General features: G+C 35.6%; 16 protein-coding genes. 4 read left to right on the top strand and 12 right to left on the bottom strand.

Annotated elements, in window-relative coordinates; translation table 11 throughout:
• Positions 1-32: 32 nt before the first annotated feature.
• The 11 genes from ACFQ2J_RS17285 to ACFQ2J_RS17335 all read right to left on the bottom strand — a co-directional run bounded on the left by ACFQ2J_RS17285 (position 33) and on the right by ACFQ2J_RS17335 (position 20,340).
• A complete protein-coding gene (locus ACFQ2J_RS17285) occupies positions 33-770 on the bottom strand; it encodes a TspO/MBR family protein (protein ID WP_386063532.1) in 738 nt (245 codons plus the stop codon).
• 167 nt (positions 771-937) lie between these two features.
• On the bottom strand, positions 938-1,261 hold the full coding sequence (locus tag ACFQ2J_RS17290) for a phosphoribosyl-ATP pyrophosphohydrolase (protein WP_386063535.1): 324 nt from the start codon (positions 1,259-1,261) through the stop codon (positions 938-940).
• A gap of 16 nt (positions 1,262-1,277) precedes the next feature.
• Entirely contained in the window at positions 1,278-3,737 is a 2,460-nt protein-coding gene (locus ACFQ2J_RS17295) for a DUF2357 domain-containing protein (RefSeq protein ID WP_386063538.1), read from the bottom strand.
• Positions 3,709-6,114 (bottom strand): McrB family protein, encoded by a 2,406-nt coding sequence (locus tag ACFQ2J_RS17300; protein WP_386063540.1) that lies wholly within the window; start codon positions 6,112-6,114, stop codon positions 3,709-3,711. Before ACFQ2J_RS17300 ends, ACFQ2J_RS17295 begins: the two co-directional genes overlap by 29 nt.
• A gap of 74 nt (positions 6,115-6,188) precedes the next feature.
• Positions 6,189-6,986 carry a hypothetical protein gene (locus tag ACFQ2J_RS17305; protein ID WP_386063543.1) on the bottom strand — a complete coding sequence of 266 codons (798 nt, stop codon included), beginning with the start codon at positions 6,984-6,986 and terminating at the stop codon, positions 6,189-6,191.
• Between the two features lie 16 nt (positions 6,987-7,002).
• Positions 7,003-10,437, bottom strand: a complete 3,435-nt coding sequence (locus ACFQ2J_RS17310; protein WP_386063546.1) for a hypothetical protein — start codon at positions 10,435-10,437, stop codon at positions 7,003-7,005.
• Entirely contained in the window at positions 10,434-11,315 is an 882-nt protein-coding gene (locus ACFQ2J_RS17315) for a DUF4007 family protein (RefSeq protein WP_386063548.1), read from the bottom strand. The genes ACFQ2J_RS17310 and ACFQ2J_RS17315 overlap by 4 nt, the downstream gene beginning before the upstream one ends.
• A 103-nt stretch (positions 11,316-11,418) precedes the next feature.
• Positions 11,419-16,530, bottom strand: a complete 5,112-nt coding sequence (locus ACFQ2J_RS17320; protein WP_386063551.1) for an FtsK/SpoIIIE domain-containing protein — start codon at positions 16,528-16,530, stop codon at positions 11,419-11,421.
• Positions 16,530-18,104: a hypothetical protein gene (locus ACFQ2J_RS17325; RefSeq protein ID WP_386063553.1), complete on the bottom strand. Its 1,575-nt coding sequence runs from the start codon at positions 18,102-18,104 to the stop codon at positions 16,530-16,532. The genes ACFQ2J_RS17320 and ACFQ2J_RS17325 overlap by 1 nt, the downstream gene beginning before the upstream one ends.
• Positions 18,105-18,119: 15 nt before the next feature.
• Entirely contained in the window at positions 18,120-19,811 is a 1,692-nt protein-coding gene (locus tag ACFQ2J_RS17330) for a hypothetical protein (RefSeq protein ID WP_386063555.1), read from the bottom strand.
• 226 nt (positions 19,812-20,037) lie between these two features.
• A complete protein-coding gene (locus ACFQ2J_RS17335) occupies positions 20,038-20,340 on the bottom strand; it encodes a hypothetical protein (RefSeq protein WP_386063558.1) in 303 nt (100 codons plus the stop codon).
• A 193-nt stretch (positions 20,341-20,533) separates the two neighbouring features.
• Here ACFQ2J_RS17335 and ACFQ2J_RS17340 point away from each other — a divergent pair, with 193 nt between their 5' ends.
• Both ACFQ2J_RS17340 and ACFQ2J_RS17345 read left to right on the top strand, forming a co-directional pair.
• Entirely contained in the window at positions 20,534-21,700 is a 1,167-nt protein-coding gene (locus ACFQ2J_RS17340) for a DUF4317 domain-containing protein (RefSeq protein WP_386063561.1), read from the top strand.
• A gap of 155 nt (positions 21,701-21,855) precedes the next feature.
• Positions 21,856-22,575: a DUF4386 domain-containing protein gene (locus ACFQ2J_RS17345; protein ID WP_386063564.1), complete on the top strand. Its 720-nt coding sequence runs from the start codon at positions 21,856-21,858 to the stop codon at positions 22,573-22,575.
• Here ACFQ2J_RS17345 and ACFQ2J_RS17350 read toward each other — a convergent pair.
• Positions 22,558-23,139: a Crp/Fnr family transcriptional regulator gene (locus tag ACFQ2J_RS17350; RefSeq protein ID WP_386063567.1), complete on the bottom strand. Its 582-nt coding sequence runs from the start codon at positions 23,137-23,139 to the stop codon at positions 22,558-22,560. The two genes, ACFQ2J_RS17345 and ACFQ2J_RS17350, sit on opposite strands and share 18 nt — an antisense overlap.
• A gap of 101 nt (positions 23,140-23,240) precedes the next feature.
• Between ACFQ2J_RS17350 and ACFQ2J_RS17355 the strand changes: the two genes are divergently transcribed.
• The gene (locus ACFQ2J_RS17355) at positions 23,241-23,414 is read left to right on the top strand and encodes a hypothetical protein (protein ID WP_386063570.1); all 174 of its coding nucleotides are present in this window, start codon (positions 23,241-23,243) and stop codon (positions 23,412-23,414) included.
• Positions 23,415-23,761: 347 nt separating this feature from the next.
• The gene (gene katG / locus ACFQ2J_RS17360; RefSeq protein WP_386063572.1) at positions 23,762-25,972 is read left to right on the top strand and encodes a catalase/peroxidase HPI; all 2,211 of its coding nucleotides are present in this window, start codon (positions 23,762-23,764) and stop codon (positions 25,970-25,972) included.
• Positions 25,973-26,028 lie beyond the last annotated feature (56 nt).

Here is a 26,028-nt window from a genome sequence, read left to right on the forward strand (position 1 = left end):
GACCAAATCATCTAAGATTTGGCCTTTGAATATTATCTGGAACCTTTCCCGGCTTTTGAAAAAGCATAAAAGATAACAGCTACGAGAATCACCGCGGCAAGAGCAAACGACGCGTACACCACTGTCGGCTCCTTCCCCTGCTGATTCACTCCGATTCCGATGAACGCCCAGACGAAGACGAGCGGATACACCCAGTCATTCTCTTTCACCATGAAAAAGATCGCCAGTGCAGTCGCGACAACCAGCATGATCACTGTCCATGCAACATCCGAAATCCCCCAGCCATCCCACTCGATGTAAGTGAGGTAATAGCTGATGTTCGCAATCGTCGCAACACTGATCCAGCCTAGATAGACCGAAAATGGCAGACGATCCAAGAATGATGCCCCCACCTCTTGGAGCGTGACATACAACCGGATGAGCGTCACGAGCAAAGCCAGCATCACAAGGACGGAAGCAAAGAAATATTCATAATGCCACATGAAGATCCACAAACTGTTCAACAGCGAACTAAGTACGAATAAGCCACTCGTTTTCTGATACACCGGTGAATTCCTTCGGTCTTTAGGAAACTGCCGGAGAATCCAGATGGCGAGCAGGAGGTAAATGAACCCCCAAATGCTGAACACATAGCCTGCCGGGGTGAACAGCACGTCCAGTCGATTGGAAATCTCTCCGGTCGTCTGCCCGTTGAGCGGCAGAATGTTCGCCAGCGCGTTGACCGTCACCATGATCAGAAATGCGATGATGTTAAGTATCAGCTTTCCCATGACCAAGCCCCTTCCACTTTACTAAGTGCTTATAGTATTCCTTTTCGCCTCAGAAACAAACGTTTTGACAGGCTATTAGAAATTATATTCCATCCTCCATATAAAAAGGACCCGCAGTTGGGTCCTTTTTAATTATTCTGCTTATCTTCTTTTTGTTCAGTATATGATCAGTCTTCAACGCTTTCCAAAAACACTTGATCATTAAAAGCCCCACGCTCTTGAGCTTTCTTCTTGCGTACTTTTTCAACTTCTTCAATTGAGGAGTCGTGTTGTTTCGCTAAAGCACTGACAAGTTCCATTATGTCTGCTAACTCCTCTACGGCTGCTTTATTCTCATTTACATCAAGGTATTCATCAACTTCCTCTAACAGCTTTTTCCTCAATTCTGTTTGATACTCTAAAGTTGAAAGTCTTCTTGTTTGCAATATCTTTCCGTTTTGTATAATGATTTCAGGAATTCGATCACGTACAAGCTTATTGTAAATCGGCATCTGTTCACCCCTCGACTTATAGTATTGCGGTAATAGATTTGAAAACCTTATTCACTCGATACAAGCAATCTTCATACGAAAGAATTATATGATCATTCGGAGAAGTCACTATTACATATTCTTTATTCATTTTTATTTCTAATCCCTTTTTTATATCAGAGAGAGAAACTATTTGAGATGCTTGCTCAATATTTGATTTATCTAAACCTACACTTATATCTTTTGAGAACCTTCTAATTACATTCCATAGTTGCTTTTCAACACTTGATTTCATATATAATTTGGGTAACTCATCGGCAGTTTTGAGATTATTTAATGAGGTTATGCTTGATGAACTAATTCCATAGCCGACAGGCTTTATCTTCGTTTTTAGTCTTTTCCAACTATGAACTTTAAAAGTTAAGTAGCTCTCGTTAACACACACTTCATTAACCTTAGCGAACTGATTTATTCCTCCATCTTCACCGAATACATTCTTCGGCATGTATAAAGAAATGTATGATGCAGCATTCCAATCTTTGCACAACACTTTTGATGCTATGTTTATTTCACCTGTTTGATTTATCTCAATTAATTCTTGTTTACTATTAACTTTAATTATTAAAACTTTTTCTTCTAAACTAGACTGCCATTCTTGCAACGTACCTTTTGGTAAGATACCTTCTTGTTGTAATTTTTTCGGCGAACTTTCAATTAATCGATCCAAAAACCTTTCTACCAAAGAAGTTGCATTTGGTAAGAAAGGAAATCCTCCAATATTGACTTTTTGGATACTTTGATAAAATTCGTGTTTTTCATACTCTAGTTCTTCTCCCCACGGAAAGAGCACATAAGCACCAAAGGTTGTTCGTTCATAATTTTTCACTTTATTACTCACGATAGCATCTCTGTAACGATGCATTGTATTAATATCTTCTTCAAGAGGACCTGGACTATTGTAGTTTCGCTCATAATAACTTCCTTCAATTGCAAAATCCACTCTGTATTTCGCATCGAAAACATATTCATAAGAGTAATCTTTTCCTACTTTTTCAATACTTAAAACAGAGTCTGGTTTCTGCTTTACTGTAGGCAATCGCCCGGAATGCTTTTGAAAGTATAAAGTGATTTTTTCATTAGTATGCGGGTGACGAAAGATTCTTTTGGCTGTCATGGACTGATCTAATGTAACAAATAATCCGTTTCTGTTAACTTTAATAATATCTTGACTTACCATAATATACTTTGCTGCTAAAATTTGACCAAGCTTAAGAAAAGTCCAATACTCATAAAGTGTAGCAACATCTTTAATTGACATTTTTGCTAACTCCCCATTTAAAACAAGCCCTCGAGATAATGTTAAATAGGTTTGATAAGCTTCTCTATACCCTGGTGCCAATTGCATTACTAAGCTCATAACCGAGCGGTCTAATGTTCCAATTCCCTTCCAAAAAGTAGACTTTAGCCTACTATTTAAAGACTTTTCCATGCCATTTAATTGTTTAACAACCTCTTCATAATTATTTGAATAGTAAAGGTTGGTTCTATCTTCTAAGACTTTTTTTAGCATGTCTATTTTGTGGCTTAACCTAATCATCATCCATTTTACAAATCGATTCTCTAAAGTATCGTAAGTCATGAACTTTTTAACATTTAAGCCTTTTATAGGCATTAGGCTGGTATCAGCAATATTAATACCATGTTCAGTCTTTACAAATAGGTCCGGTCGCTTTTGGAGAAATTTTCTCCCTTTTGAGTCTTGCTTCTTTAACTGGTCCCCTCTAACTAGTTGATGTTCTTTGGAAAGCTGATGATGAGGCTGTCTTTCTATTTGAGAAATAGATTTAGAAAATTGTTTATAATACTTCATCAGTAAACGATAAAATTCTGTCCATGAAGATTCTACAGTTAATGTAGTTGTTGATCCTAAATAAGTTTTTTTCACAAAATGGTAGGCTAAATTATAAATTTCTTCATTCACTTCTTCTAGAAGCTTCTTATAATCTTCTTTATAAGACAGCTTAGATGGAAAAATTTCAAGAGTGATTTCTAATTGTTTATCTCCATTACTATATATAGAAAATGTTGAATAACCTACTTCATTCGTAAAAGTTAGGTTTCCCATTAAAAGTTGGTTTGGTGGTTTTCCTACCTTACTTACAGCTTTCCTAATTGACGGGTGTTCATGGTAGAACTCCAAGGAAGCTTTATTCTTTGGAGTCACCACTAACTGGTACACACCATTTTCAAAAAACAAAGGTGGAACAACTTGAGATTCAGTTAACGTTTCCTCATTTACATCAAAGAGGCGAATGGATTCGACGCCTCCCCCTATTACTGAAAAGTACATACGTTCATTAGGGTGAATGTCTTTATATTGTTTCAGGCTTTCATAACGGTGATGAAACGGTCTTCCCTTTATATATAAAGAAAAAGATTCAGTCTCTATTTCTATTAGTTCAATTTCGTTAGCTAATCCAGAAGGATGTGAAACCATCTAGATCACCTCTTAGAAGCATCTCATATACTTTCCCACCACTCCGAGGGAAGCGAGCCTTCTCTAATATGTCATTGGCTTGCTCGATTGATATATCAGTTTCATATTCGTGGTTTGTAAAGTAAGCATACAAGTCCTTTAAAACTTGGAATGACTGTCCATGACTAGCTGTTAGACGAGGGAGTATTTTTTGATAAAACTGATAATCCAGCGCTTCATTAAAGCCCATGACATAACGACTATATATAACATAAAAACAAACTTCGTCACGTACACGATAGCCTACATGAGCTTGGATTGGTTCTAATAATTTGTTTACTTTTACTAATTCATCCGTTACATCTTTTACTAAGGACTCATGATCACCATAGGCATCTTTTAACTGAAGATACTGGGAACAAAGCCTTTGGTTTCTAAGATTAATTGATTTAACCTCTTCAAGCTTCTCTTTAAAGAAAGAAAAAGTGTCAAGGTGAACATCATTATATTCAATAGTATTAGCTCTATCTAATACCTTTTTGCTAAAAGGATGAGTCGTTTCATCCATATTAACTGTTCCAACAATATATAAGTTTGAGGGAATTGTTAGGCGTTCTCCCAATTGCGCCTCTTTAAGGATTGGGAGCGTCTGAATTTCTCCGTTTTTCCATTTACGACTTTCAATCACGCTTAAAAAATCACTAAAATAGTACTCTACTCGAGCTAAGTTCATTTCATCTAACACCACAAAATATGGATGTTCAGGGTTATTTTTCGCCTGTTTAATTATTGAAGTCAATTGCCCTTCCAGAAACTCACCCTTAATATCTGTATAACCTAGTAAATCTGAACCGTCACTCCAATCAGGTCGAACTGGTATCAAATTAAAACGATTATTTTGTTCTGTTGCTCCTATACTTTCAGCAAAAAGCTCAATAATTTTTGTTTTCCCTGTTCCAGAAATCCCTGACAAAATGACAAATGGCTTTGTTTTTAGAGATATAAATAAGTTTTTTACACTTTCTAAACTATAATAAAATCCTTTATTTTGGATATAGGAGTGTATATGCTCAATAACTTTATCATCAGACCAATCAATCGTTTCATCTGGTTGTTTTTCACGAATGTTTCCACTCTTTACTTTCACATAATAATCATAAATAGAAATCATAGATTTAAGGTCCTGCTGGAGCTCCTCTTCAGAAGGTAGAGCATCTTTATCGTATTGAATATAAAGAGCTGTAGACTCCCCATAACCTTTACTTTTAGAACTTTCTCCCAGATTAACGTTACCATCCTTTTGTATTGGCCTAGATGAAGAGTAATGTTCAGTATGTACTGTATTTCTAATATCTTCAGTTATATGTGCCATTTGTTCCTTAGTAGACTCGGTAATTCCTTGAGCAAATGTTAAGTACACGCTATTCATGTCTTCACTGAAAAGGTAAACCAAATAATATCCGCGTTGAGTACTAGTAGTTACATTATTATCTAAAATAGAGATCCAAGGAACTTTAGCCCAATTACCTTTTCCCACAGACCCTTGAACTGAATAGCGATCTTCGTTTACAAAATCTAAGCTATGCAAAATCATTGGTGCTTCAGATCGTACAAAATGCCCTAGTTCATTAGCTTTAAAGGGTGATTGTTTTTCTTGTAGATATTTATTCATAATCTTTTTTATTATTGGTCTAATCTTAGCCTCTTTATTTATGTTTAGTTTTTCATCCACTATGCCTACCCCTTTTAAGTAACTAATTTGCGTAGCTATTCTTTTTTCAGCCATTGAATCAGTAATAGGATTTTCTTGTCTATAATTTCTTACAATATTTTCAGTCAATTCTACTAATATTCTCTTCTTACTAAATTCATTATATGATTGCATATGTTTTAATAGTTCAATGCTAAGAATAGAATACGGATGATTTAATACTTGTTTTTGAATTAACTTTAAACTTTCTTCTCTATATTCCTTTAATAGCTGATGATTTAGGTTCTCATCTTTACTCAGAAAACCTAACAGCCTCAAGTCTTGTGGGGCTACTTTTTTCTCAAATTGATTGTTGAATGTTGTAGGCAATTTCTCGAAGCTTGTAACATATTTAAGGAATGCATCTAAATTTCTTAATGAATCTCTAAGTAATTGATTAGTTTTAAATTCCTTAAGTGAAATTTTATTAGTAAAGTCATCTATCGAAACAAAAGGCAGTTCGTTAAATATTATAATAATATCGATAGGGATATTTCTTTCTTCCAAAACTTGCTCGTTTATTTCTCCTTCTTTAAATAAGAGCTCTACTAAATACCGAATGTCCCCCTCGGATATACTTTCGATAGTAGAATATTTCAAATTGGTTATTTTATTGGCCAATAATTTCAAGGTGAATTCAATTAACATAATTAATCAATCCTTCTCAAGTTAAATAAAAAACCAAGAGCAATGGTTATATTACTCTTGGTTGAAATAGAACATTATGAGAATGAACAAACACACGGAACAGTATTGTCCTGTACTTTTAAGAATTTGTCTAATCCTTCTCTGTCCATTCGTTGTCTGTATTCTTTTAGTGTATAAGGCTTTCCGTCCTTTTTTAAAATTGAAACATTTTTATCAAAATGTTTTCGGAAGTTCTCTTCCATTTCCTCTTGCTCTTGATAACGATCTGGCCAGATTTTATACAACTGAGCATAATGTTGGAATCCACCACGGACACATCTCCCACCACAGTTAGCATGGCTAAAACCTAATTCATACATTCTTGGCAGCTTAATCTTCCATTCATTTTCAATTATAGATTTTACATCTATATCTTCTCTAAAGGTTTCAATCATAGGAAAGCGGGTTTCTATTGGCTCTAAAGGATTATGTTCATAAAAGTCTCTTAAGTTATCTGCACGATGACTTTCATGAGGCCCTATCCCAAAATATAGAATAGGTTCTAAATTTTCATTATCTCGTAATTCCTCTAAGAATGTGATAGTTTGATACACTTTCAACTCTTCTGAACACTTTGCCATTCTTGAGTTTCCTAAAAATCTAGTATCATAAAAAACTTCTTCTGGAGTCCTACCGTCTACCCGCTCCGTAATTTCTATACCAATAGCATCAGCAACTTCATCCATAAACCTATAGTTGTCTTCATCTTCCCATAGGGTATTTGTAAAGAATAAAATTGAATTTTCTACCCCATGTGTCTGCACCATATGGTTAGCTACGTAAGCACTTGCCGCTCCTCCACTAAACATAGCTACGTGGACATTCTTTCTCATAGACTTCCTCACCTCATCACTCCACAAATTCTTGAACTAATTTGTAGATAATATATTCAACTTCGTCACGTGGTATAGTTCTTCCAGCATTATTAATCATTCTATGAACATTTTTATAGATAGTTTTTGATTTTGTAGACAATTCAACGTCAGTAGTTATCGTAACATTTTTCCCATCAATTTGTAATTCTCTTGCATTAGCCTCATTAGACTGGTTAATGGACTTAACATCACTAGAAATTTGTTTAGATAGCATCTCAAAGGTTGTATCAGACCAATCTTCAATCGAAATCCCAGTATAATTAAAGATAAATTGATTTACCCAATCTGATTTTCCTTTAGTAGCTAATATACTTTTCACAGTGACATTTTGTTTTTTCACCACTCCTGATTGACTTTCAGCCCACGCAAATAATTCAACGGAAGATGAGCAATTCGTCTGACTGAGAATTAACAGTTTGATTAACTGCATTTGCTTTTCAATAAACTCTTCGATATCTTTTGTTTGAACAATAAGTTGTTCAAAATTGTTATGATAAGATTCAAATAAATCTTGAATAGTAGAAGTTGGATCAACTTCACTACGTTTAATTGTAGCCTTTAGTTTATTAAGTTCGTCATTCATATGCGAGGTAACTTGAGTATATTTAGGTAAAGACCTTAACCAACCTATAAGTGCACTACTCATTTGAATTAACCTTGGTTTCCCTTCTACATATTCACTCTTATATTCACCGAAATGTTGATCTATTTTTTGTAGAAAAGGATTAAGATCCTTATTAAAATTATAAAAGACAAATTTATATTCCTCAGGTTCATCTATCATTTTATATAGCTTGTCGCCATCAATTGCAGGAACATACATATCATTTCTATAAAACATTATTTGATCCCAAACATCTCTAAGTAATGCCACGAGATAGATTGGAGTTAAAGGTTTTCTAATACCAAATGGAGACGATGAAAGTATATTTAACAAATCACTTAAATGTCCCTGGTTATTACTTTTGACTCTCTTCACTAAAGCTTTTCTCATTTTTCTAAAGTCATAAGGTTCAATATTATCTAAGTCTACAATTGAAAAGTTGTTATTCTTAAAGATAGTTGCATAAATAAGATAGTCCGGTCCATTACCTTCTATCTTAAATTGATCTTCATAAGGGTATTTGAGTATATGGTCCACTACAGCCTTACCGGCTTTTAGTTGAACATTATTAATTTGACGTCTGTTTATAGAGTCATTTCTGACTTCAGGAGTAAATGGATATAATTCACCCATTATTTGAGATAACTTATTCTCTAGTTTGATTTGACTTGTAATAGAGATCTTTTGTCCTTTATAAAGCCATGTAACCTCACTTGAAAATTCAGTCCACATATTAATATACTCTTTAATCTCATATAATAAATCTTCTTTTGTTAATAAAACTTCACTTTTAATATCCTTATCTTGTTTGATTAAATCTACATCATTAAGCATATCGTCTACAACAATCAACTGATCAATTTTTTCTTCAATAGTTTTAATTGAATAGTTAGATACCGCATAAATCACATCAACTTCACTGCGTTGAAAAATTTCTTTTATAACATCATTTTTTTCATTTATATCTTCTAATACAACAAAATTAATGACTGCGTCATTATCTATGTTCAACTCTAGGGCTTTGTCCCCTATTAACTCAGTGCTCAATAAGAATTGTGTAGTTGCAAATCGAGTCATACTCTTCTTATCATTATAGGAAGTTGCTATATAAAATTTCTTGTCCAATGCTGTATTGAGTACTTTCTTTCTTTTAAAAGTATCAATAGAAGTTTCTTCAAGACGAAGTTGAATTTCTTCTTCAACATTGATAGAACTTCCTTGGAATAGCTCCCAATAACCAAGAATTCTGTTATACCTTATTGCTTTATAATTACTTAATTTCTCTAAAGACTTTTCAACCTTTTTCAAATTAGAATTTAATGCAAATGCTACTAGTTCTGCATTTAACTTATGTGTTGATTGCAATCCAGTTAATTCCCACAATGTAATGAGCTTAAGAATTTTTTGCTCTAGGTTCCTCTTATCTCTTTTAGTAGGAATTTTCTTAACTAACTGTTTGTAAAGTTTAAAAATCTCTTTAAAGTCTTCATTATCTAGGTTTTGCTCATCTGAAAAAAAGTAATCGAATAGTTGATTGGGTAAATAATATCCGTCATTCTTTTGGACATGATTTAATAACCCTTCAGTTTCATTACTCTCTAAGAAGGTAAACAAAGTACGTTCGTTTTGCCCAAAAACGCTTGATAAGTGCGGCAATAGATATAAAGCAATTGGATGGATAGGAAAACTACCTTCAACTATTAGTTTCTCTATCTCAACTTGATTTAAAGTTGGGAAGAAGGAATACTTTCTGAGTGAATTAATTACTTCGTTCCTTAGCTTATTATCAATAGGACTAATAATATTTAATTCATTTAAAATTGAATGAGTTAACCTAACAAATGTAGATTGATCATTACTAATATGATAATTTTTAAATCGTTTTTCGATGCGTCCAAACTCATCTTTATACTCTTCTTTAAGCAAATTAAAGTATTGTCTTAAATTCTTATGTGTAATTAATAAGATTTGAAGTGAATCAATATAATGATCAGCTAATTCAGCAATATCTTGAAGATCTTGCATTGTTTCATGAATTAACTCATTATCTAAAGTTTGAAGAAACCTACCAAACTCATCATAAGTAATAAAAAGTCCAATATTTCTTTTAGCTAGTTCATCTAACAAGGTTTTAATCTGCTCTATAAAATCTTCTTTATAATCAACAATAAATTCAGTTCCTGAAGTTAATTCTGGAAAAATCGATTTAAACCAATCAATTTCTTCGATGTTGCTACTTAGAATCTCTAATCTCCATAGCTGAATATCTTTTCCTTCAGCATGTAATAGGTCTAGAAATTGCTGGTAAGTGGATGCATAATCACTTTCCCATTTTTCAACAGTGGATATTATCTTTGATATTACTCCTGGGATGACAATTTCAATCCCTTGTTCTTCTAGCTTTTTCATAATGGAAGATATTATTGTAACTCGAAACCTTCCTTCATTTCCATTAAGTACTATTGGTAAATAGGTCTTGTCTATATTCTGAACCTTTTTCAGTTCATCATATATATCGTCATCTACTTTGTTAAATTTCTCTTGTAGTACACTAACAGTATCATTTGAAACAGTATCTGAAGTAATACTACTTAATATTGTCCCTATTAATGACTTCCCAGTACCATAAGGTCCAATAATTATATGTGATTTGGGAGCTTCTGGTTCATTAAAGCCTTTTAATAACCCATATAAAGCATCTGCATGTGAAGGTGTTGGTAAATAACGTTCAAAGAATCCTCTATTCCCAATATCAAATTTAATATTTACACTAGATTTAAATGAGGGTGCTATATTAATGCTCATGAATATACTTTCACCTTTCTACTATACTCACTTTCTAAAAATGAGATGGGTTCAATTTCAGGAATTTTAACGGTGTCCAAATTATTTGTTCTTGTAAATAAGATTGGATATTGAGCATGGCTTGTTAGCTGATGTAATGCTTGAATTATAAGGTTTCGATTCATATTATAAACTCTTCCCCATAGCCCATGCTGATTGATTAGCTCTTCAACTGAAACAGTATAGGTTTCTTTCTGACTACAGTAAACTAATAAAGTATAGTAAAGAGCTATAATTCCAACTTCACCGATACTATTCGGTGTTTTTTTGTACACGTTACCATTCTTCTCTGATAATAAAGAAATTTTGTTAATAGGGCTTTGTATAACTTCTTCCGGATCTTGAGCGTCTTCACCAGCAGTGTACAATTTAATTAAACAATCAATATCTCTTTTTAATGATTTGTGGGATATTTTTTTGTTTTCTGTTTCCTCTACCCATTTAACAAAAATACTAAAGAGATCTTCTTTACTAATTGCAGTTTCTTCTAATAGATTAAAGAACCAATACCAAACTGTAGATGATTCTTTATTAGTTGTTAAATGGTAATGCAACATCGCCGCAGTATCATTAAATTGAATATGTCTATCATACCTATCTATAACATCACCAAAGGATGTTATATGATGCACTTTCTTTCTCTGTTCATTGGTGTTTTCTTCTACAATATTAGTAGCTACAACCCAAAACCTAAGAGATTGCACCATATTCTTACCAAGACCTATTTTTTCAAAAGCCTCTTTATCATAAAAGAAACGACTATCTTCTCTTAATTGTTTGATTGCTTTACTTAACCATCTATCTCTTAAATAGAAGCTTTGATGTTGACCATATGCCATTCTTCTTCCTCCTATTTTCACTGGAATAAAAGTTCCAGCAGTCAAAGAACACATAATAATGCATCTAGACATTAAATCTAGATGCATTATTAAATTATATAAGTTATTTACTCAGACTCTCAAAATATTTCAGTAGTGCCCTTTTTACTTTTGGTGTGAGGAAAGGGCTTTTTCCTCGGATTATTTTTTGCCCACCTGTTTTTGCTAAGAAATCTCCTTTACCACCTAGGTTTTCAGCACCACTATCCCCTAATATTATCGTAGAAGCTGTCGCATCGGTAGCCCTTAATGCTAATCTAGCTCCTAAGTTATTACGAATATTAGTATTGATAATGTCTGATTTAGGGTTTTGTGTACAAATAATTAAATGCAATCCCGCTGCTCTAGCTTTTTGACCTAAACGTAATATTGAATTTTCTACCTTCTGCGCCACATCTTTTTCTTGGCTCATAAAGTCTGCAAACTCATCAAAGACAATTACAATTCTAGGCATCTGATTTTCAGTTAGCTCTACATATTCATCTAAATTGCTTACCTTTTCCTCGGCAAAAACTTTATATCGCTCTTCCATTTCCTGCACTAAAAATTCTAATGTGTTTACTGCTTTACTAATATCGGTCACTACATCTCTAGTGTGCGGCAATCCCTCGTATACTTTAAATTCCACTTGTTTAGGGTCTATAAAAACAAACTGCAATTGAGTTGGGTCATAAATGCACATGCTTCCTAAAATAATAGAATTTAGCGTAACACTCTTACCGCTACCTGTCGTACCACCAGTCAGAAGATGGGGTGTAGAAGGATCAGAGAAGTCGATGTGAACAACATTATTTAAAGGATCAAACCCCAAAGGCGATAGTAGGTTAGTAGGTTTTATTTTGTTACTTAATTGTTCTCGTGAAATCTTCATAAATTCTTCAAAGAAAATAGTATCTGGATTTTCTCGTGCAATATCAATATTAATACCATTCTTATCAATAAACATGTGAGGAGGTTGATCTAACCCTAACCATAACTGAATATCCTGCTTTCGTTTCAAGACTTTATCTGAGTTTAATGAAGAAGGAATATTTAAAATCAGCCTGATAACACTAGAACCCAACACTGCTTCTTTAACTTTTACATTTAAACTATTGCGATTGAAGTGACTTTCTAAATTACTAACATACTTTTTCTTTAAGGCTTCGTGTTCTTCTGATACTTCAGGTTTAGTGTTTTCTATTCCTTTTAATGCAATCACTTCTGGATAATTGCAAGAATCATTTAGCAATGTTTCTGGTTCTGGTCTTGGTTCTGGTTTTGGCTTTGGTTCTGGTTTTGGGTCTGGTGTAGGTTCTGGATCCGAAATTACTTTCCCCTCTCCAAGGACACCTTGATCTGAGCTTTTAGCATTAGCCCCTTTTCCTTCTTCTACATCATTTGAATCTTCATCATTATTTTCTCTTTCATCATTATTGCTATCATCTGTCACAGAGCTTTCGCTTTCTTTATCTTCTCTAACAAGCTCAAGTTCAAAAGCATCTTCACTTGCTTCTAAATCGTTATAATCAGGCTCATTCACTTCCTCAGCACCTAGCTGCTCAAGAATATATGACCTCGTAAAGATGTAGTTTGGGTATTCTCCTTCTAACCTATCAAGGTAAACACCTTCATCATAACGTTCGAAGTCTTGCTCTTGAAGATTTGAAGTATAACAATAAGCATCGATAGAAGATTTAACAGTTACATTAATATCACACAAATCTTTATCTTGTAATTGTTTTAATAAATATGCTTCCTCTGGGGAATATGAGCCACGCTCGATAAAGTAATGAACTAGCTCTTCCCTCCAAAATTCAGAATCTGTCTTAGAGTCTTCAAATGTAAACAATTTATTATAAACATTTATTCCAGCATCTACTTGCTTTATTGCGTCATACCGTTCTCTTTCAAAAATGGTGTGACGAACAAACTTTAACTCTACTAATTCAAAGTCCAATTTTAACATACCATTCTGTTCTGTAAGAGTTGTAATTACCATGTCTGGACGTCTCTTATTGTTAGAGAACCAAGGTAATTCATCACATACAGCCCACACTTGAAGGGTATTAAATTCATCTTTTTGTCTGAATTTTTTACTTAGATATGTTGCAACCATTTCATGAGAATACTTACCAGGACCTATAGCTTTTAATACAAGTGCTCCTGATATTTTTTTAACTTCTTGTACCGCTTTAACCATTTTTTCTTTAGTAATAAAATCATTCTTCATTATTAATCCTAATTTTTTGGTTAAGCGATCATAATACTCATCATTTTGTTCATTGTTTAATTTCCTAATATATTCAGAGGAAGATACTATTAGTTTATAATTATTGTTTGAGCCGGCTTTAGATTTGTATTGTATTATTTGTGCTTTAGCGGATGTCTTTTCAAGTAATGACTTGTCTAAATAACGATCCATGAAAATAATCCAGTTAAAGTTCTCGTGCATAAAATCAATCAAATCATTATTTAGAGTAGATAATGACACTTTATTTTTCAAGACATACAATTCATCTTTATCTAACATTTCTTTCTTTTGTGAAATGTATTGTAATTGGTAAAACGATTTTAAAATGTTAGGCATAGACTCACTAACATAAGAAATTCGTTTCACAACTTCATTATCTAATAAAGGTTCTTTGTAAACTACCTCAAACCAGTTATCAGAAGGTCTAAAATCAATTTTGTCAAAATCATAATTAATTTGACTGCTTTGAGCAAAATAGTCAGCTAAAACAACTAAATCAGCATCTATCATGTGAGTATTAATTTGTTTTGAAATTTCATTTACATCATGACCTGATATGACCTTCAATTCCACTTTAGGAAATTTACTTGATCCATCAGGATGTATATACTCTTCCCTTTGTTGAACCCACTGATTAAGCCTTTTGTGAATAGGTGCAGCATGTGTACTGTGAACAGTAATCTTCAATTTATTCAAATCTTTCAACTTTTTAAACAACGTATCAATAGATTGAATAATCATTTCTGCACTTTGACAGTATAAGAAGAGAATATCTAGTCCATCTTTTGCGTAAGGATACACATCAAAATAACTCTTTACACTCGTTAACAATTCTTTAGATAAATCTTTAGCCAAATGATCCATTTTTTCCGAACGAGTTGTGTTTAATACAAAATGTCCTTCACCTAAAATTTCACTAACTTCAATTAGGAAAGAGTCGTCCCCTTCGCTTGTAAAATACCTTGGACCCAGCTTAAGTGTTTTATCTACAACGTGATTAAGATATTCCTCAAGATTAGTTACTTCTAAAGATTGTTCTTGGGTTTTATTTATCCATTCTCGTATTTGAGCATCGATTTCTTGATACCTATTCTTTATGCTTAGTAAACGTACAGGGTTAAGGAGGGTTAATATTCGTTCGTAGCTATAACCTACATCACCTAAATTAACATCTATAAAATCAATAGCTCCGATATTATTAATATATTTATAAATAGTATTTGTAATTGAAACAGATGTGGTTACACCTTCTAACAAATTAGATAGGTTTTGTTCTAATTTGTTATAATCAACTGAAAAAACACCATTTCTATAAGCTTGTTCCAAATGACTTACATAATTATCCTTAAAATTAAGGAATGCTTCATAATGGTCTTCCATTCCAGGTTCGTTAATAGATAAGAAGCTGCTAACCTCATCCCTAACTATTTCGACTACATTTAGCTTTTCAATTTGATCATCCTTGTAGTTTTTAACATAAGGCAACTGGTAGTCATCTATAGAATCAAACAAACTCAGCAATTTCAAATGTTCAAAACCTATTATCTTAAAGTTCTCTTTACCTTTTACATCACCATTTATAATTAACTTTAATTCAAGTGTGATGTCTAAGTCATTAATAGTGGGATCCTCTCTCACACTTAATATTGAATTATTATTAAATTGAACAGTTGAAACAACTTTTTCCATATTCATTAAAAGGATCTCGGAGAGTTTCTTTGCAGCAGGGTTTAATTTATTATTTACTACTTCAAGTGTAAAACGAGGTTCTTTTCCACATAATTCTTCTGCATTATCCTCAATTAAGACATATGTGTGATATAAGACAGCCTCTGAGATATCTTTATAATCCTTAGGATGGCGAACCTTTTCAATTTTTCTGCTTATGGTTTTTACTAATTTTGAATCCTTTGATAAATCACCCTCAAATTCATCTAAGAACTCTTGCATATCATCAGCATCTTCACTTTTTTCTATAGAAGCTATACCTTCTTCAACTTTTTCTTTTTCTTCTTTCGAGTAATCTTCTAGAGGTAAAGTGTTTCTTATTTTATCAGGAAGAGTAGTTTTAACCTTAAATTTAAATATAGATTCAATTATAGAAAATTCGTTTTCAAGTAGCTCCAAGCTTTTTTGATTTAAAAAGTTCATTGCTTCCAATTCAAACTCTTCTGGTGATATATTTCTCCATAAGTCACTAGGGTACAAACTTTTCTCTTCTGAGTCTAAAAAAGCATATAGTTTATTTTGTAAATCCTCTGAGTCCAAGTCGCCGTTTGTTTTTTGCAGGTTGGCCAATAAAAAATTCGCCTTTAAGCGTTTTTTTCCTTTAGGTATTAACAGTTCACTATCTTTAAAAAGATTTAATTTAGGTAAGCTTTCTTGAATTCGTTCAACTATAGAAGGTGACTGATTGGTAATAGTTGCTGAAATAAACCTTAATACAAACCTTAGCTGAGGATCCGTCAGTTGATTATACATCTTAAGAAAACTTTTCAATGTTTCAATTTCTTCCTCTGCAAAATTGTATTCATTAAACAGTAACGAATATAATTTTTCAAAGCCATCTCTTGAAAGTAAATATGCTTCATCTATTGAGAAAATGTTTTCTAAGCTTTGTCCTTCTGGTGTATTTTCATTGATGATCATTATTAATGCTTGATTTGAAAAAGTATAATTCCTAAGTCGTGTAGAAGTTTCAATATCTCTTAATTTGTATTCATCATAACCATGTACCGGCTTAATTGTACGAATAATAGGAGAATAATACTTTTCAAGGTCAGAAACATTCACTCTTAATTCACTTAGTACAGATTCAATATTTTCATGAGTTAAACCGTTAACTTTAATAAAGAGTTTTTCAGCATTTTCTTTCTTTTGATTGGAAAAGTGGCTCTTAAGTACATAATATATCCACTTACCTAATAACTGATTACTTTGCATTATTTCACCACCTGCATTCCCACTGCTTCATACGGATTTCTAATCATAGCTGTAGCATCAGAATATTCTATTAATAATCCATTGTGTCGAAGTTTTTCCCGTAATGAATGTTCATTCTTTTGAAAATAACTGATGTTAATTCTAGATTTTTCATAGATTCCATCATTTCTTGCTTCTACTTCACCAATGATAAATCCGAATTTTTTATAAATTACCTCTAAAAATTCATTAAATTCCATAGATCCTTTAGGTTCTACGACGATATACACAAGCACTTGTAAAAAATTATCTGTCATGAAATAACGATATTTACTTCCGGCCTTATAGCCACCAAAACCACCATCTCTAGTTAGACCTCGTACAATATTTAGCTGATGTCTTTTTAACTGATCTGAAATAATATCTTTTACAACTGAATAAAGCTTCGTTGAAAGGTCCTGATAATTTTTACACTTATCCAATACCTTTATTACTTTATTCTTTCTAACTTTAGATAAACGTTTTAGGCCTAAATAATCTAAAAAATCATCTGGGTTTTCTTTCCATGTTTGAAGATTTGCAATTACAAACTCTTCGTCCTGTATCTTGTCAGAAAAAATTCTTTCAAAAAATGATTCAAACTTATTTTTTATTAATAGTTCATTACCACTAAATGATTTGGAGGAAAGAGTTTGAATTGGCCCAATTTGACCATCTAAACAATCAAAGAAATGTGTGACTTTATTGTTTTCAGTTTCATTTGCTCGATGCAACATATACCTTGATAACTGGAAAGTAATTAAGCTGGTCATGAGTTCAAACATTTCATAAATATCAATATTTAAAGAAATTAATTGATTAAACTCTTTAGCAAACTCTTCATAAATAGCATCATTTGTAACAGGGAGGTAAGGATATTCCTTTGTTTTATCATTCACTTTCTTTAATGGATATGGATCGCTCTTTTCTTGCTCATCTTTGTCTAGTTTCTCTAATAATTTACTAACAATATTATCTATTTGCTTATTTTTTTGGAGCAAGTGTTTAAGTCTATTTTCTATCTTTTCTCTTAGAAATAAATCATTTTCAGTACCATAATTTAACATCAAAAAATATAGCTCTCCACCCCTAGAAAAGAAGTTCCGCTCATATGCAGGCACACCTTTTTTTGTTCTTAATTCAAAGAAAAGTAAGGATTCATGTAGAGGGTACAGGGTTTTTGCATACCAAGATCTATTAGCTGCTTTCCCTTTACCATCATGTAAGGGCACTTCGAGATTACGAAAGAATTCTCTAATTACACTTATCTGGTCTCGGTCTGAAGCCATTTCATATAGACATTGTTTTTCTTCAGGAGTTAAAGAAACCACACCATCTTGAGCACCTTCTTTTTCTCCTTCAAATATAAACTTTCGAAGTCCTGTTGACTTTTTCCTCTCATAATTATCAGCGTTTAATTTATATTGCGTCCCACATAAAACGTTTAAAAATTCTAAAACATATTCAGGTCCTTTTTGACCATCTTTAAATCTATGGCCCCAAATTTGAGCTGAAAGTTGTGTAGAAAACTGCTCAACATCCGTTTTTTTACTCACTGATTACCCCTCCGATTAATCTAAACTAATTTCATCTTCAATAAATAAACCTTCTTCTCTGTCGTACCGAAGTATATTTAATTCATAATCATCAGGTTCACTTAATCTAATTAATTCATTTTTGAATGTATCTACTAGTATTTCAGCATCCTGTTGAAGAATATTGTGAGTCCCTCCACCACTTGCTCTCATAAGATATTCAAAGATCGCTAGGTTTAAGTTAACAGATACTTCGTCTTCAACCTTAAAAGTGAATTTTGAAGGTTCTCTATCTAAGTCATTTCTACCTATCTCTTCCAGTAAATCTACGGCTTTTTTAGAGAATGATTCATATATCATTAAATTCTTATTTGTTGCAAGTAATTCTTTCTTATCCTTCGTAAGCCGCCCTGAGAATACGCGATTAAATCCATTTGTAAGATCTTTTTTTATAGCCTTTTGATTTTTACGGTTGTCAAACAATGATTTATACCTGTCTATATATTCAAATGGTAGAAGTTGATCTGTATTAAAACCAACCTCATCATGTAGCTCATAGAATAGCTTCCGTCTAAGTTTGGGAATCCATTCTTCTATGAGTGAATGGTCATTATTAACATTATAATCTCGATAAAGCGTTAGCTTTTTCTTAAAGTAACCCAATTCTAAATCAAGGGTCTTACCAAAAATTTGACTATGCGTTTGTTCTAGCTTTTCATCACCATTTATATCTCCATTAACAATAAAGTCATCTATTGAAGAGTGTGAATAGATACCTGGATCTAGGGTCTTAAACAATCTTAATGCCTTCATTTCTGAAAATGCATTTTCACTTATGTCATGACCATAGAAGTTTTGATAGTATGAGTGTTTAATTTGCTCTTTTAACTCTTTATAATCAGCATCAAGAACATCATCACAAGTATAGCCTCCAGTTAACATAAAGCTAATGTGAATTAGCATTTCACGCATTGTGATGTGGGTATCTAAATAATCGAGTAGTTGGTACTGTTCTACAATTTTTTCTTGTATTTGTGGTTGAGAAGTACGATCATGGTTCATGTATATAATGCACCTATCCTGCATAGGGCAAGAGTGACAAGAACTCCAATTTTCTTTTTGATTCCATTCCTTTAGTACTCTATCAACATATACCGAAGAAGTAACATCTAGTAAGTTAAATATGCTTAACTCATTTGAGTTATATTTATACGAGTCAAACCTTTTCTTGACTTCTTCCCTTAAGTAATTTAATTCCTCTCTCTGAGAAAGAAACTTGGTAAGTTTACCTTCATTAGCAGCAATTAAGTAATAAATGTTAGATGAATGGTTATCCTGAATATTCTTTTGAAGTTCAGCTAATTCTCTGTGTATTACTTCTTCTTTTAATTCAGATAAGTCTTTGACAATTCTCAAAGTCTTACCATTGTTAAAAGAAAAGTCTACAATACCTTTTTCAGGCCAAGTTGTAAGATCATCATCATTAAAGTAATTATAAATAATCCTACATAGCCTAGTTTTTCCATCCCCCGCATTACCTGTAAGAATTACGCTTTGGGGAGCATTTTCAAATAAGCTTACTAAAGTTTCTTCAATTTTAGTGGGAACATTAAAAGTGTAATTCTCTTCATTATTAACGTCATATGTGTATTCATCATAAATCTTAGAATGGTTTGGTGATAAAACATTATACTGGTCTAAGTAGTAAATAAACGGATTTCCTTTCAATTTTCCAACCTCCGTTATGCTCTAAAATTAATTTTATATTACAATTAGATAACAATAATATTATTTCATGTTATGGTGAACTTTTACAACTATTATAGGGGAAATCCCTTGATTTTCCACAAGTTTTTAAAAGAACTTATATAAAAGATATCATTTGTACTAAAAGAAACCCTTTCTTAAATCAGAAAGGGTTTCTTTAGCTGCTTATTAATCTACTTAATTTGCATCAAGGTTGGATTACATATAACCCTATATCTTCATGATCTGAATCATCTTTAAAGTAATTTTCACATCGAAACCAAATAATTCGCTCCTCCATTAAATCAATATCAAGATCATCTAAATCAACAACCAGCTTCCCTCCGCAATTCTCACAATTACCATCTTGAAGTTCTGAGAAATTGTTTACTAGACGTTTAATATAGCAGCTTTTACAGTAGTGTTTAACTTCGTTTAAAGCACCAAAATCATCAAAAGTCACTTTATTGCGATCTGATAATCCTCTGGAGCAATTCTCACAAGTTTTCATTCTAAACTCTCCTTATAGTGGGCAAAAATTCAACTTCATATAAAGTTTATCATGGATCTAAGTTATACCTATGCAATAATTTGTAATGGTATTATTTATCTTCTTTTAAAATACCCCATCATCTCTTACTAGAATGTTAAAATAAATGAGGTAGTATGAACGTGATTAAAACCCTTTTAGGAGTGAAAGCTACATGGACAAAAAAGACATCGCCGGCATTCGCAGGCAGTTGAAAGTAGATAACGACTTACTGAAGATCTCAGATATCTTCAACGTATATATCATGAAAGAAACGACCGACATCTATCACCACCAGAGCCAGCCGTTCGAGATGCTGGACAGTGACCAGCAGGAGCTTTTCATGGCCAACTTCAAGAAGGTGCTGACGGGACAGCTCGATGAGAAGCTGTTCGAGCTGAAGTTCAAGCGTGAGGCGGAGGATCATAGTCAGCTGATTTTACATAAAGGGTTGCTTAGCACGGACGTCGAGGACTGGAAGGCGCAAATGCTGCTGATGACGGAGAAAATGATCAAGGACCATCCGTATGAAAAAGATGTCGTCATCACCTTCATTCGTGCGGAGTACATGAAGCCGATGCGGAAACGCAATGATGATGCAGAGGAAAGTGATAGGGATGCGGTCTACTCCCACTCCTTCATCCTTTGCAGTGTGAATAAGACGGAGGAACCGAAGAAGGAGATCCAGTTCGACTATATCGAGAAGGAATTCAAGTATAAGATCGAGGTCGATCCTGTGATTGATTTGAAGAATCCGATGAGCGGCTTCCTCTTCCCCAGCATCACCAATCATGCATCCGACGTGAACCATATCCTCTACTCGGCTGGTAAAGCGAATGAGCCGGATTACCGGTTTATCGATGAGGTGTTGAACAGCGAAGAATTCATGACTGCGAAGGAAGATAAGGCTGTGTTCGAGGAAGTCATCAAGAGTGTCGTCGGTGATCAGCTCTCCCCTTCCACACTTGCCAACGTGTACAGCGAAATTAATACGGCTGTCGAGGATAATGAGGAGGACGAGCCTCCGAAGCTCGACTATAAAGACGTCGAACGCGTGCTGACGAACAGTGGTCAGGAAGTGGACGGAGACCGGATCAAGGAAGCTTTCTATCAGATCACCGATGATGAGTCCTATGAGCTGAAAGCGAGCAGCATTGTGCCTAAGTACAAGTCTAAGTCGATCAAGATCCAGACGAAGGTCGCCAACATTTCCATCAGCCCGCAGGACCTGGAGTATGTCAGACAGGTCAATTACAAGGGCAAGCGCTGCATCATGATTGAAGTCGAGGAAGATGCAGAAATCGATGGATTCCGGATGCTGCCGGAAGCGTTTGGAGAATAACAATCATTTAAAAAAGCTGATGTGGAGACCTCCTCCCATCAGCTTTTTTCATTTCCACGAAAAATTTTTCCGAAAATGTGATTTTCTTGACTTATGTCAAGGTGAACCTTCCTTTTTGGGGATATGATTCAGATAGATATTGAAGGAGGTTCATTATGACTACAACCATTACATTTGGAAGTGCACAACGGAAAGCCGCAATCATTGCAGGGGTTTCCTTGATCATCATGACGCTGGCAGCGATGTTCTCCTATGGATATGTGCATAGTTCGCTGATCGTGGAAGGAGATGCTGGCGCTACATTCGAAAACCTGCAGGCATCTCTTCCCTTATTTCATTTTGGAATCTTAGGCTGGATGGTGATCATCCTGACCGATATCGTCGTGTCCTGGGCGTTTTACATCGTCTTGAAGCCTGTGCATGCAGGATATTCATTGCTGGTAGGATGGCTACGCATTCTCTATACTGCAATCCTTGCGACAGCTGTAGCCCAGTTAGTGATTGCAAGCAAAACCATCCAGGCACCCGAAACTTCTGCCTCACAAGTCATGCAATCTGTGATTGGCTTTGAAGCCATTTGGTCGATCGGGCTGATCGTATTCGGGGTTCACCTTATGCTTGCGGGCTATGTCGCGATTAAATCCATCACCATCCCAAAAGTGATCAGTATTTTACTGATGGTAGCTGGAGGATGTTATGCCCTGATCCATTCCATGTATAATTTCTTTCCGTCCATTGAAAATCTTACCGGAACTCTCGAGAGCATTCTAAGCTTACCGATGATGGCAGGTGAATCAGGCTTCGGCATTTGGCTTTTGTTCAAAGGGATAAAAGCAAAGACGGTTACACGCCGCTCCTTAAAGGGGGCTTCCTAATCGCTTTTTGATTCGACTTAACGACTCTGGAGTGATCCCGAGGAAACTTGCAAGTTGGTACTTCGGCACCCGATCGATAAGCTCCGGTCTTTGTTCCAGCAATGCTTTATAACGTTCTTCCGGGGTGGATGAAATGAACGCTGCATACTCATCATGCATCGCACCGATATCTCCCTCGATCATTTTACGAGTCATCGCTTCAAGAGCCGGGTTGGTATCGTATGCTTCCTGCTCTGTCGATAAGTCACCAACGACCAGCACACAGTCTTCCAGGCAATTTAACGAGAAGTTGGAAGCTTTATCAGCCGAATGATGATTGAAGATCGTTACGCTCTGTTCTTCGGTGTAAAAGTTGAAGGTGGTTTCCTTTCCGGATGCATCTACCGTGTACTTACGGATGCACCCCTTCAGGATGAAGTAACACTTATCCGGGACATCTCCTTGATGCAGCAGGACTGTTCCCTTTTTATAAGTAGCAATCGGGACATTCGAAGCGATCGCATCCAGTTCTGTTTCACTCATGTCAGAAAAACGTTTCATATAGTTGACGAGGATTTCCTTCATTTGAATCATTCCTCTCAATATAATTGGAGCTCTCTACTTTAAAGTTACCATAGTTTTGAAAGTGCTGGTTTATGTATTTTTAATATTTGGAGGAGATAAGTTTGGACCTGTTTTTATTTATTTCTGTAATTGTAGCGTTGACTTTCATCTTTTTATATTTCGTGATCAAGTACGACTTTAATAAGAAGAAGTTGGAGCTTGAAGAAAAGAAACTGGAGTTGGAAAAGAAGAAGTTCGAATTCCACAAACAAGTTCAAGAAGAAGATAAAATCTGATACAGAAATAGGGCTTCCACACCATTGGAAGTCCTTTTCATTTTATCAGAGGATTCAGCAAGGCTCGAATGCCGTCGAATAATTGAGAATAACCAGGAAAGCACTTTTTAAAAACCATTAAATGTGCAATATATTCAGAATATTTGTTAAGATAAGAATTGAACCATACTCACACCTCTCACATTACCTTTAATAATCATCACACTCTCTCAACCTGTTTTCTAATTGAAAATGTTACCACAAAATTGATAAGCGTTTTCCTTCCAATCTATCAACTTATTTATTATAATTATAATCTAACATAAATTATAATTAGTTTATTCCACATTCAGAAGGGAGAATGAAAGATGGACAAGAATGAAATGCACGACAGTAAAGCGGGTGCTGGACAGTGCCCATTCACAGGGAAATCCAAGGAAGAAAGTGCGGTTACGACCACAAAAGTCGGTACAAAGAATAAAGACTGGTGGCCGAATCAGCTGAACCTGGACATCCTTCGTCAGCATGATACGAAGGCGAGCCCTATGGGCGAAGAATTCAATTACACAGAAGAATTCAGCAAGCTCGATTATGATGCATTGAAGCAGGATCTCCATGAGTTGATGACCGACAGCCAGGATTGGTGGCCGGCGGATTATGGACACTATGGTCCTCTCTTCATTCGTATGTCATGGCACGCAGCCGGTACATATCGTACAGGCGATGGTCGTGGTGGCGGCGCGAGTGGTAACCAGCGTTTCGCTCCACTGAACAGCTGGCCGGACAATGCCAACCTGGATAAAGCTCGTCGTCTGCTTTGGCCGATCAAGCAGAAGTATGGAAACAAGATTTCTTGGGCCGATCTGCTTCTCTTGACTGGAAATGTCGCCCTTGAGTCAATGGGATTGAAGACATTCGGTTTCGGTGGCGGTCGTGAAGACATTTGGCACCCGGAAGAAGATGTCTACTGGGGTACTGAAACCGAATGGCTCGGGGACAACCGCTATTCTGGCGATCGTGAGCTAGAGAATCCGCTTGCTGCCGTCCAGATGGGATTGATCTACGTAAACCCTGAAGGTCCGAACGGGAATCCAGATCCGCTTGCTAGCGCGCGTGACATTCGAGAAACATTCGCCCGGATGGGAATGAACGATGAAGAAACGGTTGCTTTGATTGCTGGAGGTCACACCTTCGGTAAAGCGCACGGTGCCGGAGATGCGGAAGCACATGTCGGTGCATCGCCTGAAGCTGCTGATATCGAAGACCAGGGGCTCGGTTGGAAGAGCACGCACGGAAGCGGTAAAGGCCGCGACACGATCACAAGTGGTGTCGAAGGTGCATGGACATCCAACCCGACCGTCTGGGATAACGGTTATTATGATTTACTGTTCGGCTACGAATGGGAGCTGTCGAAGAGTCCGGCAGGCGCCAACCAATGGGCACCAGTTGATCAGACTGAAGAACACATGGCTCCGGATGCAGAGGATGCATCCAGAAAAGTTCCTACGTTCATGACGACTGCGGATATGGCATTGCGTGTGGATCCTGACTATGAAAAAATTTCACGCCGCTACCATGAGAATCCGGATGAGTTCGCAGATGCTTTCTCACGCGCATGGTTCAAGCTGCTCCACCGTGATATGGGACCTAAAGCAAGATATCTCGGCCCGGAAGTCCCACAAGAAGATCTGATCTGGCAGGATCCGGTTCCGACGGTCGACTATGACCTTACAGATTCTGAAGTAGCTGGTCTTAAGGAAAAAATCCTTGATTCCGGCCTGACAATCAGTGAGCTGGTATCGACTGCATGGGCTTCTGCCAGCACGTACCGCGACTCTGACAAACGCGGTGGTGCCAATGGTGCACGCATCCGTCTTGCACCACAGAAGGAATGGGAAGTGAATGAGCCTGAGAAACTTGCAAAAGTCCTTTCCGTCTATGAAGAGGTGCAAAGCTATTTAGATAAAAAAGTCAGCATGGCGGATCTGATTGTACTCGGCGGTACTGCAGCAGTCGAAAAAGCTGCCAAAGATGCAGGTGTCGACGTCACTGTTCCATTCGCGCCTGGACGCGGCGACGCAACCCAGGAAGAAACAGATGCTGAGAGCTTCGAAGTATTGGAGCCGATGGCTGATGGATTCCGTAACTATGAGAAAAAGGACTACACCTTAAGTCCAGAAGAACTGTTGGTAGACAAGTCACAACTACTCGGCCTAACTGCACCGGAAATGACAGTACTGCTTGGCGGTATGCGTGTACTAGGAGCTAACTATGAAGGTTCGAAAAACGGCGTGTTCACCGATAATGTCGGAGCACTTACAAACGACTTTTTCGTGAATCTGCTTGATATGAACATCGAATGGAAGCCTGTCGAATTCAACCTGTACGAAGGCCGCGACCGCAAAACAGGTGAAGTCGTACGCACAGCTACCCGCGTCGACCTCGTCTTCGGATCGAACTCTGTCCTTCGCTCACTTGTAGAAGTGTATGCACAGGACGATAACAAAGAAAAATTCGTCCGCGACTTCGTGAACGCATGGGTGAAAGTGATGAACGCCGATCGTTTCGATTTGAACTAAATCTATGAATCTAAAAAAGCCCTCTACCTGATGTGACACATCGGGTGAGGGCTTTT

It is taken from the genome of Thalassobacillus hwangdonensis, from assembly GCF_042675915.1.
GTDB lineage: Bacteria > Bacillota > Bacilli > Bacillales > Halobacillaceae > Thalassobacillus_A > Thalassobacillus_A hwangdonensis.

Coding starts and splice junctions, on each gene's coding strand:
- ACFQ2J_RS17285 (WP_386063532.1), bottom strand. CDS start 770: ATGGGAAAGCTGATACTTAACATCATCGCATTTCTGATCATGGTGACG.
- ACFQ2J_RS17290 (WP_386063535.1), bottom strand. CDS start 1,261: ATGCCGATTTACAATAAGCTTGTACGTGATCGAATTCCTGAAATCATT.
- ACFQ2J_RS17295 (WP_386063538.1), bottom strand. CDS start 3,737: ATGGTTTCACATCCTTCTGGATTAGCTAACGAAATTGAACTAATAGAA.
- ACFQ2J_RS17300 (WP_386063540.1), bottom strand. CDS start 6,114: ATGTTAATTGAATTCACCTTGAAATTATTGGCCAATAAAATAACCAAT.
- ACFQ2J_RS17305 (WP_386063543.1), bottom strand. CDS start 6,986: ATGAGAAAGAATGTCCACGTAGCTATGTTTAGTGGAGGAGCGGCAAGT.
- ACFQ2J_RS17310 (WP_386063546.1), bottom strand. CDS start 10,437: ATGAGCATTAATATAGCACCCTCATTTAAATCTAGTGTAAATATTAAA.
- ACFQ2J_RS17315 (WP_386063548.1), bottom strand. CDS start 11,315: ATGGCATATGGTCAACATCAAAGCTTCTATTTAAGAGATAGATGGTTA.
- ACFQ2J_RS17320 (WP_386063551.1), bottom strand. CDS start 16,530: ATGCAAAGTAATCAGTTATTAGGTAAGTGGATATATTATGTACTTAAG.
- ACFQ2J_RS17335 (WP_386063558.1), bottom strand. CDS start 20,340: ATGAAAACTTGTGAGAATTGCTCCAGAGGATTATCAGATCGCAATAAA.
- ACFQ2J_RS17340 (WP_386063561.1), top strand. CDS start 20,534: ATGGACAAAAAAGACATCGCCGGCATTCGCAGGCAGTTGAAAGTAGAT.
- ACFQ2J_RS17345 (WP_386063564.1), top strand. CDS start 21,856: ATGACTACAACCATTACATTTGGAAGTGCACAACGGAAAGCCGCAATC.
- ACFQ2J_RS17350 (WP_386063567.1), bottom strand. CDS start 23,139: ATGAAGGAAATCCTCGTCAACTATATGAAACGTTTTTCTGACATGAGT.
- katG (WP_386063572.1), top strand. CDS start 23,762: ATGGACAAGAATGAAATGCACGACAGTAAAGCGGGTGCTGGACAGTGC.